Consider the following 11,565-nt stretch of genomic DNA (forward strand, 5'->3'; position numbering starts at 1 on the left):
GCCGCCCACCCGGGGGGCCTAAACAAAAACCTCCTGGGGGGGGTCCCCATTTCCATCCCCGGCGCGGGGGGCCGCGCCCCGGGGGCCCGCGCCCCGCTGTTTGCTTTCTGAGGTTTGAGGTAGGAGACACAAAGTGGCAACGTTCGTCGATCGAGTCGTGCTGCACCTGCAGGCAGGTGACGGCGGCCACGGCTGTGCCTCCGTACGCAGGGAGAAGTTCAAGCCGCTCGGCGGCCCCGACGGTGGCAACGGCGGGCACGGCGGCGGCATCACGCTCGTCGTCGACCCGCAGCAGCACACGCTGCTGGACTTCCACTTCCGCCCGCACGTCAAGGCGCAGAACGGCACCGGCGGCGCCGGCGCGAACAGGGACGGCGCCAACGGCGGCGACCTGGTCCTGTCGGTGCCGGACGGCACGGTCGTGCAGACCCCCGAGGGCGAGGTCATCGCCGACCTGATCGGCGGCGGCACCACGTTCGAGGTGGCCCGCGGCGGGCGCGGCGGGCGCGGCAACGCCTCGCTGGCCAACGCCCGGCGCAAGGTGCCCGGCTTCGCCGAGCTCGGCGAGCCCGGCGACCAGCTGGACGTCGTGCTCGAGCTCAAGAGCGTCGCCGACGTCGGCCTGGTGGGCTTCCCGTCGGCCGGCAAGTCGTCGCTGATCTCGGTCATGTCGGCCGCCAAGCCGAAGATCGCCGACTACCCGTTCACCACCCTGGTGCCGAACCTGGGCGTCGTGCAGGCCGGCGACCACACCTTCACCGTCGCGGACGTGCCCGGCCTCATCCCCGGCGCGGCCACCGGCAAGGGCCTGGGCCTGGAGTTCCTGCGCCACATCGAGCGCACCTCGGTGCTGGTGCATGTCCTGGACGCGGCCGCGCCCGAGATCGAGCGGGACCCGCTGGCCGACCTGGACGCCATCGAGGCCGAGCTGGCCGCGTACGGCGGGCTCGAGGAGCGGCCGCGGCTGGTCGTGCTCAACAAGATCGACATCCCGGACGGCCGGGACCTGGCCGAGATGGTCCGCCCCGAGCTCGAGGCGCGCGGGCTGCCCGTCTACGAGGTCAGCGCGGTGACCCGCGAGGGGCTCAAGGAGCTCATGTACGCCCTCGGCGACACCGTCGCCGCGAACCGGCTCGCCACGCCCACCCCCGAGGCGACCCGGGCCGTGGTGCGCCCCCGCGCGATCGACGAGAAGGGCTTCACCGTCGAGCGCGACACCGACGGCGTCTTCGTCGTGCGCGGCCCCCAGGTCGAGCGCTGGGTGCGGCAGACGAACTTCGAGAACGACGAGGCGATCGGCTACCTCGGCGACCGGCTGGACCGGATCGGCGTCGAGGCCATGCTGGCCAAGAAGGGCGCCGAGGCGGGCGACCCGGTCCGCATCGGCGACCGCGAGTTCGACTGGCAGCCCAACACGGGCGACTACGTCTCCGGCCCCCGCGGCACCGACGTCCGCCTCGAGGAGGAGAACACCCGGGCCAGCGCGGCGACCCGGCTGGCGGCCCGCCGGGCCCGCCGGATCCGCGGCGACGACGAACTGCTGCACATGGCCGAGGACGGCACGGTCAGCACGATCTCGATGGCGTCCAAGCCCGTGCTGGTCGAGGACGACGACGAGGACGAGGTCGTCGAGGACGACGAGTAGGCCTCTGCGCCGGACTGCGGCCAGACCCCCGCAACCCGGCGTAAACGGACGGCGCCTAGGGTCTCGGTCGTGCTGATCGAATCGCGTCCCGAGTCCGACGCCGAGCTGACCGCGCTGCTGATGGCCCAGCAGAAGGAGCTGAGCGAGGCCGACGGCGGGCTCGACGGCGTCGTCTACCCGTCGCACGACGACGTCGCGTACCTGGTCGTGGTCGTCGGCGGGCGGGCGGTGGCCTGCGGGGCCTGGCAGGCCCTCGAGCCGGGCGTGGCCGAGCTCAAGCGGATGTACGTGCGCCCCGCGTTCCGGGGCCGGGGCATCGCGCGGCAGCTCATCGTCGCGCTCGAGGAGGAGGCGCTGGCCGCGGACCGGCGGGTGCTGCGGCTCGAGACGGGCACCTACCTGCCGGCGGCGATCGGCCTGTACACCTCGGCGGGCTACGCCCCGATCCCGGCCTACGGCGAGTACGCCGGCAACCCGTTCAGCGTGTGCTTCGAGAAGTCGCTGGGCGCGGTCGCGCCCCGCTGACGCCGGGTCCGAGTTTCCGGCCGCACCCGGGCGTCGGACTGCCGCGGCGGCCCCCGGGACGGCATGATGGGCGGATGCCGAGCCTGACCCGCGCCGAGGCGATCGCCCGGGCCGCCACAGTCACCGTCACCGGGTACGAGATCGACCTTGATCTGACCGGCGACGGCGACACCTTCCGTTCCCGGACGGTCCTGCGCTTCGCCGCCGAGGCCGGCGCGACGACGTTCGCCGAGCTCGAGCCGGCCGAGTTGATCTCCGCGACGCTCAACGGAGTGCCGCTGGACGCGGCCGCCCTGGCCCAGGAGCGGCTGAGCCTCGCCGGGCTCGCGGCGACCAACGAACTGGTCGTCGACGCCCTGATGACCTACTCCAACACGGGCGAGGGCCTGCACCGCTTCACCGACCCCGCCGACGGCCGCGTCTACCTGTACGCGCACATGTTCCTGGACGGCGCCCGCCGGATCTTCCCGTGCTTCGATCAGCCGGACCTCAAGGCGCCCTTCACGCTGAGCGTGACGGCACCGGACGGCTGGCTGGTGGCGGCCAACGGGGAGCCCGCCGAGCCGGCCGCCGCCGGCCGGTGGCGGCTCGCGCCGACCAAGCCGCTGTCGACCTACTTCGTCTCGCTGATCGCCGGGCCCTACCACGCGCGCACCGGGGAGCACGACGGCATCCCGCTCGCGCTCTACTGCCGGCAGTCGCTGGCCGAGCACCTCGACGAGCAGGCCGACGAGATCCTCACGATCACCGGGCAGTGCCTGGACCGCTTTCACGAGATCTTCGACGTCCGCTATCCGTTCGGCCACTACCAGCAGGCGTTCGTGCCCGAGTTCAACTTCGGCGCCATGGAGAACCCCGGCCTGGTCGTCTTCCGCGACGAGTTCATCCACCGCTCGGCGGTCACCGACAGCGAGCGCGAGCAGCGCGCCATGGTCATCGCCCACGAGATGGCACACCAGTGGTTCGGCGACCTGGTCACCATGGCCTGGTGGGACGACCTCTGGCTGAACGAGTCCTTCGCCGAGTATCTCGGCACCCGGATCACCGCCGAGGCCACCCGGTTCACCGAGACCTGGACGACCTTCGCGATGCACCGCAAGGCCTGGGGCATGCGCGCCGACCAGCGCCCGTCCACCCACCCGGTGGCGCCGACCGACGTCGACGACACCGCGCTCGCCCTGCTCAACTTCGACGGCATCTCCTACGCCAAGGGCGCGGCCGTGCTGCGCCAGCTGGTCGCCTGGGTCGGCGACGAGGCGTTCCTGGCCGGGCTCAACGAGCACTTCGCGGCTCACGCGTACGGCAACGCCACCCTCGCCGACCTGCTCGCCGCCGTCCAGAAGGCCGGCGGCCGGGACCTGACCTCCTGGGCGGACCTGTGGCTGCGCCGGGCTCAGGTCAACACGCTGCGCGCCGAGGTGCGGCGCGACGCCGAGGGCCGCTACGAGGACGTCACGATCGTGCAGAGCGCCCCGGAGCGCTATCCGACCCTGCGCCCGCACCGGATCGGCGTCGGCCTGTACGACCGGGCCGCGGACGGCACCGTGGCGCGGCGCCGGCTGCTGGAGGTGGACCTCGACCCGGCCGTCGACGGCGGGCGTACCCCGCTTGCGGAGCTGGCCGGCGAGCCGGCGGCCGACCTGCTGCTGGTCAACGACGGTGACCTGACGTACGCCAAGGTCCGGCTCGACGCGGCGTCCGCCGACGCCGTGCCGATGATCCTGCCGCTGCTGGACGACTCGCTGGCCCGGGCGCTGCTCTGGGGCGCGACGCTGGACGCGGTCGAGGACGGCGAGCGGCCGGTCGCCGAGCTGGTCACCCTGGTGCTGGCGGCGCTGCCGGTCGAGCGCGAGGTGGTCCTGGTCGAGGACGTGCTGCGGATGACCCGCGCGCTTGTCGACCGCTATCCCACGCCGGAGACCCGGCCCGCCGCGCTGGAACTGCTCGCCCAGGCGAGCGACCGGCTGCTGACCGCCGCGGAGCCCGGCAGCTCGTGCCGGCTGGCCGGCGTGCGCGGGCTGATCGGAGCGAGCATCGACGCCGCGCGGCTGCGCGGCTGGCTCGACGGCGAGGGGGTGCCCGAGGGCGTCAGCGTCGACGACGACCTGCGCTGGCTGATCCTCTACCGGCTGGTGGTGCTGGGCGCGGCCGGGCCGGACGACATCGAGGCGGCGCTGGCGGCGGACCGCAGCGCGGCCGGCGAGCAGCAGGCGGCCCGGTGCCGGGCGGCGCTGCCCGACGCCGCCGCCAAGGCGCGGGCCTGGGATCTGATCATCAACGACACCGCCTCCTCGAACCGGATCCTGGAGTCCACCGCGAACGGGTTCTGGCAGCCCGAGCAGCTCGACCTGGTCACCCCGTACGTGGAGCGGTATTTCGCCGAGATGCCCGGGATGCTGAGCCGGCGCACCGGGATGAGCGGGGAGCGGATCGCGGCGCTGGCCTATCCGTCGCTGGTGGTGAGCGTCCGGACCCGGGAGCTCGCCGCGGACCTGCTGGCCTCGCCGGACCTGTCGGCCATCATGCGCCGCGTGGTGACGGATGGTGATGATGACGTGCGTCGCGCGCTGCGTGCCAGAGGATAGATGATTTGCCCTTTATCCCCCGATCCCCAGGCTAGCCTCGGCGTACGGGGGTGAGCCGGTGGAGTGGTCGGAGGAACTGTCCAGCGGTCTGCTGCAAGCCGCTCCGGACGCGATCCTGGTGATGGACGAGGGCGTGATCGTCCTCGTCAACGACCGCGCCGAGGAGGTCTTCGGCTGGCGCCGCGCGGAACTGCTCGGCCGGCGCGCCGACATGCTGCTCGCCGACTTCACCCAGGTGCCGTCGCTGGCCGGGCTGCGGCGCGCCGCCGACGAGCGCGAGACCGGCACCCGATTCATGGGGACGGTCCCGCTGCAGGCGCGGCGGCGCGACGGCACCGGCTTTCCCGCCGAGGCGTCGCTCTCGCGGGTGCAGGGGCCGCAGGGGCGGGTCACCGTCGCCGTGGTCCGGGACATGACCGAGCGGCACCGGCTGCAGGCCGAGGCGGAGCACCAGCGCAGCGAGGTGCAGGAGCACCGCAGCCAGCGGCTCGAGGCGCTCGGCCAGCTTGCCGGCGGCATCGCGCACGACTTCAACAACATGCTCGGCGTGATCGTGAACTACGCGAACTTCGTGATCGAGGAGGCCGAGTCGCCGCAGCCCGACCTGAAGACCATCGTCGCCGACGCGCGCCAGGTCATCCGGGCCGGCGAGCGGGGCACAGACCTGACGCACCAGTTGCTCAAGTTCGCCCGCCGGGACGTCGTCCGCCCCGAGGTGCTCGACCTCGACGCGGTCATCGCGGAGGTCGGCGAGACGCTACGCGGCCTGATCGGCGACCAGATCACCCTCATCACCCGTACGGCCGAGTCGCTGCCGCCGGTGACCTGTGATCCCGCTCAGATCGAGCAACTGCTGGTCAGCCTGGCGACCAACGCCCGGGACGCGATGCCCTCCGGCGGCCAGTTGGTGATCGACACCGCGAGCGCGCACCTCGAGGCCGGCGAGAATCCCGACCTCGCGGCCGGCGATTACGTCCGCATGCGCATCTCCGATTCCGGCTGCGGCATGGCCCCCGACGTCGTCGTGCGCGCCTTCGAGCCGTTCTTCACCACCAAGGCCAGCGGCGAGGGCACCGGGCTCGGCCTGGCCACCGTCTACGGCATCGTCACGCAGGCCGGCGGCAGCGTCAGCCTGACCTCGGAGCCGGTCCTGGGCACCACGGTGACCGTGCTGCTGCCCGCCGGCGCCGGCGAGGCTCCGGCCGCGCCCGTCGCCGAGCCGGTGCTGACCGCCGGGCACGGCGAGACGCTGCTCGTGGTCGAGGACGAGGCCGCGCTGCGCGATGTGGCCGGGCGGATCCTGTCCGGCGCGGGCTACCAGGTGCTGTCGGCCGAGGGTGGTGCGCAGGCCCTCGAACTGGCGGCCCTGCACGAGGGGGCGATAGACCTGCTGGTCAGCGACGTGGTGATGCCCGGGATGCTGGGCAAGGAGCTGGCGCAGCGCCTCGTCGAGGTGCGCCCGGACACCCGCGTGCTGTACATGTCCGGGTACGCCCAGCCGGTGCTGGCCTCGCAGGGCACGCTGGACCCGGGGGTGGCACTGCTGGAGAAGCCGTTCACCGCCGCGGACCTGCTCGGCGCGGTCCGGCGCCGGCTGGACGGCTGATCTAGGATTCGCCGGTGCGGAAACGGCGCCGGATCGGCATCATGGGCGGCACCTTCGACCCCATCCACCACGGTCACCTGGTGGCGGCGAGCGAGGTGCAGAGCCGCTTCGCCCTGGACGAGGTGGTCTTCGTCCCGACCGGCCAGCCCTGGCAGAAGGGCACGGTCAGCCCCGCCGAGGACCGCTACCTGATGACGGTGATCGCGACCGCGTCGAATCCGCACTTCCAGGTCAGCCGGGCCGACGTCGACCGGGACGGCCCGACGTACACCGTCGACACCCTCCGCGACCTGCATGCGATCTTCGGCCCCTCCGCCGACCTGTTCTTCATCACCGGCGCGGACGCGCTCGCGCGGATCCTGTCGTGGAAGGACGCGCTCGAGATGCTCTCGCTGGCGCACTTCGTCGGGGTCACCCGGCCGGGTTTCGAGCTGTCCGACGATCATCTGCCGGCCGACTCCGTGACGCTTGTCGAGGTGCCCGCGATGGCGATCTCGTCGAGCGCCTGCCGCACGCGGGTCGCCGAGGGGCAGCCGGTCTGGTATCTCGTACCCGATGGTGTGGTGCAGTACATCGCAAAGCGCGGCCTTTATCGCACCGAAGGACCGGTTTAGGCCTATTCATCTGGGTAGAGATGTCATACCCGTATGAGAGGCTAGTAACTCTGAAACCGAACGAGGGGAGACCGGTGCCCGTCACCGAACGTGCCCGCGAGCTCGCGCTGACCGCCGCGCAGGCCGCGGCCGACAAAAAGGCCCAGGACATCGTCCTGATCGACGTCGCCGACCAGCTCTACATCACCGACGCCTTCGTCATCGCGTCGGCCGCCAACGAGCGCCAGGTCGGTTCGATCGTCGACGCCATCGAGGAGGCCCTGATGGGCCTGCCCGAGAAGGCCAAGCCGGCCCGCCGTGAGGGCGAGCGGCAGGGCCGCTGGGTGCTGCTCGACTACATCGACGTCGTGATCCACATCCAGCACGCCGAGGAGCGCGAGTTCTACGCCCTCGACAAGCTCTGGAAGGACTGCCCGACCATCGAGTTCGTCGACCGCGACCTGGCCGAGGCCGAGGCCTCCTCCGGCGTGGCATGACCACTCGGCTCATCGTCTGGCGGCACGGCAACACGGACTGGAACGCGGGCCACCGCGTCCAGGGCCAGACCGACGTGCCGCTCAACGATCTCGGCCGGCAGCAGGCCGTCGACGCCGCCGAGCTGCTCGTCCGGATGCGACCCGACGCGCTGGTCGCCAGCGACCTGTGCCGGGCCGCCGACACCGCCGCCGCGCTGGCCGCGCTGACCGGCCTGTCGGTCAGCTACGACGAGCGGCTCCGCGAGCGCTACTTCGGCCTCTGGCAGGGCCTCACCATGACCGAGGTCACCCAGACCCGTCCGGAGGAGTACGCCCTCTGGAAGGCCGGCGCCGACGACATCGGCGGCGAGGTGGAGACGCTCGACGACCTGGGAAAGCGGGTCTCCGAGGCGCTGCAGGCCGCCGCCGAGCTGGTCGAGCCCGGCGGCACCGTCGTCGTGGCCACACACGGCGCGGCCATCCGCTCCGGCGTCGGGCACCTGCTCGGCTGGCCGGGCGAGCAGCTGCGCACGCTGCGCGCCCTGCAGAACTGCCACTGGGTGGAGCTCACCCACGACACGTCGCGGGGCTGGCAACTCGCCACCTACAACGTCGGCCCGTTCACCGACCGGCCGTCGCCGCCGCCGGTTTGATCGCCCCCGCGAGGAACGATTCGCCCGCCGGGTAGCGTCCAAGCCACCATGACTATTCGACGCTGCACCATCCCCCTGCTGGTCGTGCTGGCCCTCGCGGGCTGTGCCAACGGAGCCGCCGACGAGTCGGCCGGCGCCCCCGCCGCCACACCCGCCTCCGCCGCGCCCTCTTCCGCCGTCCCCACGGAAGAGTCCACCGCCGCCGAACCCGTCGACACCGGCAACAAGACCATCACCGGCACCATCACGGCCGGGGTCGAGCCGGGCTGCCTGCTCCTCGACGACCACCTGCTGATCATCAAGGACGCCGCACTCCAATCGGTCGCCAAGGTGGGCGCCTCCGTCACCGCGACCGGCCACGCCGAGCCGGGCATGATGACGACCTGTCAGCAGGGAACGCCGTTCGTCGTCACCACTATCCGCGCGAACTAGCCCACCATCGGCTACGGTGCCCGCATGCCCGTCGCGGTCGTCACCGATTCCACCGCGTACCTGCCGTCCGAGCTGAGCGGGACGTACGACCTCACCGTCGTCCCGCTCACCGTCGTCATCAACGGGGCCGAGGGCCTCGAGGGTGAAGAGATCTCGCCGGCCGAGGTCGCCCACGCGCTCGGCCAGCGGCGGGTCGCGGTCAGCACCTCCCGGCCCGCGCCCGAACAGTTCGTGGCCGCATACCGCGGGCTCCTCGACGCCGGGGCCGACGGCATCGTCTCCGTGCACCTGTCCGCCCAGCTGTCCGGCACCTACGACGCCGCGGCGCTCGCCGCGAGCGAGATCGGTCCGCAGGTCCAGGTCGTGGACAGCAAAACCACAGGCATGGGCCTGGGATTCGTCGCGCTCGCCGCGGCCACGGCGGCCCGCCGGTCCGCCGACCTCGACACGGTACGGCGGGCAGCGGTCGAGCACTCCGCACAGGTCAGCGTCCTGTTCTACGTGGACACCCTGGAGTTCCTCCGGCGCGGGGGCCGGATCGGCGCCGCCTCGGCCCTGCTCGGCACCGCGCTGTCGGTCAAGCCGATCCTGCACATGGTCGACGGCGTGATCGTCGTCCGGGACAAGGTCCGCACCGCCGGGCGGGCCCTCGCCCGCCTCGTCGACCTGGCCGTCGAGGCGTCCGGGGAGGGCGAGGTCGACATCGCGGTGCACCACCTCGGCGCGACGGACCGGGCGGCGGCGCTGGCCGACGTGGTCTCGATGCGGCTGGGCGACCGGCTGCGCGACTGCTACATCACGGAGATCGGTGCGGTGGTCGCGGCACACGTCGGCCCCGGCGTCGCCGGGGTGGTCGTGCACCGCAGGGTCTAGAGCGGATCATGGCGTCGCCGAGCCGAGGTCCAGGTTTCGCTTGGATCCGGCCTTCAGCCCGGCGCAGGCCGTCATGGTCCGCCAGATACTCCCTGACCCGCGCGGCGGGCCGTGACGACTCTGGCGTCCAGTTCGTCATCCTCGGCGAGGTCCGGCAGGAGGCCCGCGGCACGCACCGCGGCGACGGCGGCGGCGGTCTGCGCCTCGCTGATCTCGGAGAGCATCAGACCGCCGGGCGACAGCCATCGCGCGGCGCCGGCGACGACGGCGCGGAAGACGTCGAGCCCGTCGCCGCCGCCGTCGAGGGCCCGGTGCGGCTCGTGCTCCCGGGCCTCGGCCGGGAGCAGGGGAATGTGCCGGGTCGCGACGTAGGGGACGTTCGCCAGCAGGATGTCGATCCGGCCGCGGAGTCCGGCGGGCAGCGCGTCGAAGAGATCGCCTTGGAAGACGTCGCCGCCCAGGTTGTCCAGGGCACAGGCGACGGCGGCCGGATCGTGGTCGGCGGCGTAGAGGGTGATGTCCGGGCGGAGGCGGCGCAGGGCCAGCCCGAGCGCTCCGGAACCGCAGCAGAGGTCGACGACCACGACGCCCTGCTTGGCCGCTGTGGTGCGGTTGTCGTCCTGTTCGGCCGCTGTGGTGTGGTTGTCGTCCTGTTCGGCCGCTGTGGTGTGGTTGTCGTCCTGTTCGGCCGCGGCGGTGTGGACCAGGAGTTCGCTGCGGACGCGGGGGACGAAGACTCCGCGGCGCAGGCGGACCCGGACGCCGCAGAAGTCCGCGTAGCCGACGACCTGTTCCAGGGGCTCGCCTCGGGCCCGGCGGCCGACCAGTTCGGCGAGGTGGCGGGCGTCGGTGGCGGCCTCGCCGAGCACCGCCGCCTCGTCCTCGGCGAAGACGCAGCCGGCTGTGCGGAGCCGGCGGATGGCCTCGGCCAGGTCGGTAACTGTCACGGGGCAATCTCATAGCACGGGCCGGGGATGGAACAGGGGTTTTCCACATCGAGGGGTTGTCCACAGGCGTGCAGGCGGGGAACGGTCCCGGAGACCTATTTTCGGCCGGTGCGTGAGGCGAGGAATCCCGATGACGTGAGCGCCAGGCTGCGGACGGTCCTGGCGCCGAAGGACCCATCGGTCCGCGAGGATCCAATGGTCCGCGAGGTGCCGGTAGCTTTCGGCGCTGGCGCTGGCGCTGGCGCTGGGCCGCCGTCGGGGTATCCCGTGGGATCGCCCTGGGCGGCGGCGCCGGGCTCAATGCGGGCGCCGGTTGCTCCGGAATCGCGGGCGCCGGGCTTGTCGCCGGCGCCGGTCGGTCCGGCTTCGTGGGCGCCGGTGGCGGGATCCGTGGAGGGCTCCGGCGGCCCGCCGGCCGGGCGGCCGGGGGAGGAGTCCGGCTGGCCGGTGCCGGGCGGGCCGCCGCTGAGCTGGGACGACCTGTTGCCGGGCTGGCCCGACGACGTGAACCTCGAGCCCCGCCCCGGCGGGGAGCCCGCGCAGTCGCTGCCGGTCGAGTCGGTGGCCGAGGATCTCGCCTACCGGCCGGCCTGGGCGGCCGGTACCGGCGCGCTACGCCCGATCCGTCCGCCGGCCCTCTTCGGACCCGAGACCGCCGCAGACACGGCGGGAATGCCGTCGGAGCCGTTCCAGGATCCTAGGAACCCGGACCCGGCGGGAGCCGACCACTTCGGAACCGGTCCGCTTGCCACCGACGAGCCCGTGCTCAGCGGAGCGGGCGCCTTCGGCGGCGGACCGAGGTCCAGGCTGGGCGCGTTCGACCCCGGGCGCAGTGGCGTGCGGGCGCTGGCTGCGGTCGCGGTCGTCGTGGTGCTCGTCGCGGCGTTGCTGGCCTGGCGGGCACGGCCCCGGGTGGATCCGGTGACTCCGCCGGGAACCGAGGCCGCGGCCGGTGCGCCGCTCGCCGGCGACGGCACGGCCGGTGCCGGTGCCGTGGCCGTGCCGAGCGCCTCCGGCCCGGCCGGGGTGGTCGTCGCAGTCGGCGGCAAGGTCCGCAAGCCGGGCCTGGTGCGGCTCCCGTCCGGCGCGCGGGTCGCGGACGCCCTGCGGGCCGCGGGCGGCGCCGATCCGGGCGTGGACGTCGCACCCCTGAACCTGGCTCGCAAGGTCGCCGACGGCGAACTCATCATGGTCGGCGTCACCCCGCCGCCCGGCGCCGTCGCCGCCGGC

Annotated in this window: 11 protein-coding genes; 10 read left to right on the forward strand and 1 reads right to left on the reverse strand. The window is 73.0% G+C overall.

What is annotated here, in order from left to right; all coding sequences use genetic code 11:
• Nucleotides 1-133: 133 nt before the first annotated feature.
• The 9 genes from obgE to AB0F10_RS40630 all read left to right on the forward strand — a co-directional run bounded on the left by obgE (nucleotide 134) and on the right by AB0F10_RS40630 (nucleotide 9,388).
• Entirely contained in the window at nucleotides 134-1,645 is a 1,512-nt protein-coding gene (gene obgE, locus AB0F10_RS40590; RefSeq protein WP_360638352.1) for a GTPase ObgE, read from the forward strand.
• A gap of 69 nt (nucleotides 1,646-1,714) precedes the next feature.
• Nucleotides 1,715-2,170, forward strand: a complete 456-nt coding sequence (locus AB0F10_RS40595) for a GNAT family N-acetyltransferase (RefSeq protein ID WP_360638355.1) — start codon at nucleotides 1,715-1,717, stop codon at nucleotides 2,168-2,170.
• Between the two features lie 74 nt (nucleotides 2,171-2,244).
• Entirely contained in the window at nucleotides 2,245-4,755 is a 2,511-nt protein-coding gene (gene pepN / locus AB0F10_RS40600) for an aminopeptidase N (protein ID WP_360638358.1), read from the forward strand.
• Between the two features lie 58 nt (nucleotides 4,756-4,813).
• Nucleotides 4,814-6,361 carry an ATP-binding protein gene (locus AB0F10_RS40605; RefSeq protein ID WP_360638361.1) on the forward strand — a complete coding sequence of 516 codons (1,548 nt, stop codon included), beginning with the start codon at nucleotides 4,814-4,816 and terminating at the stop codon, nucleotides 6,359-6,361.
• 14 nt (nucleotides 6,362-6,375) lie between these two features.
• On the forward strand, nucleotides 6,376-6,975 hold the full coding sequence (gene nadD / locus AB0F10_RS40610; protein ID WP_360638364.1) for a nicotinate-nucleotide adenylyltransferase: 600 nt from the start codon (nucleotides 6,376-6,378) through the stop codon (nucleotides 6,973-6,975).
• A 74-nt stretch (nucleotides 6,976-7,049) separates the two neighbouring features.
• Nucleotides 7,050-7,451 (forward strand): ribosome silencing factor, encoded by a 402-nt coding sequence (rsfS, locus tag AB0F10_RS40615; protein WP_360638367.1) that lies wholly within the window; start codon nucleotides 7,050-7,052, stop codon nucleotides 7,449-7,451.
• Nucleotides 7,448-8,083 carry a histidine phosphatase family protein gene (locus AB0F10_RS40620; protein WP_360638370.1) on the forward strand — a complete coding sequence of 212 codons (636 nt, stop codon included), beginning with the start codon at nucleotides 7,448-7,450 and terminating at the stop codon, nucleotides 8,081-8,083. Before rsfS ends, AB0F10_RS40620 begins: the two co-directional genes overlap by 4 nt.
• A gap of 48 nt (nucleotides 8,084-8,131) precedes the next feature.
• A complete protein-coding gene (locus AB0F10_RS40625; RefSeq protein ID WP_360638372.1) occupies nucleotides 8,132-8,515 on the forward strand; it encodes a hypothetical protein in 384 nt (127 codons plus the stop codon).
• Nucleotides 8,516-8,539: 24 nt separating this feature from the next.
• A complete protein-coding gene (locus tag AB0F10_RS40630) occupies nucleotides 8,540-9,388 on the forward strand; it encodes a DegV family protein (protein ID WP_360638375.1) in 849 nt (282 codons plus the stop codon).
• Between the two features lie 71 nt (nucleotides 9,389-9,459).
• Here AB0F10_RS40630 and AB0F10_RS40635 read toward each other — a convergent pair whose 3' ends face one another.
• Nucleotides 9,460-10,335, reverse strand: a complete 876-nt coding sequence (locus AB0F10_RS40635) for a methyltransferase (protein ID WP_360638378.1) — start codon at nucleotides 10,333-10,335, stop codon at nucleotides 9,460-9,462.
• A gap of 762 nt (nucleotides 10,336-11,097) precedes the next feature.
• Between AB0F10_RS40635 and AB0F10_RS40640 the strand changes: the two genes are divergently transcribed.
• Nucleotides 11,098-11,565: SLBB domain-containing protein (locus AB0F10_RS40640; protein ID WP_360638381.1), on the forward strand; the 468-nt coding region annotated here is incomplete at its 3' end.

The sequence above is a fragment of the Actinoplanes sp. NPDC026623 genome, assembly GCF_040638275.1.
GTDB lineage: Bacteria > Actinomycetota > Actinomycetes > Mycobacteriales > Micromonosporaceae > Actinoplanes.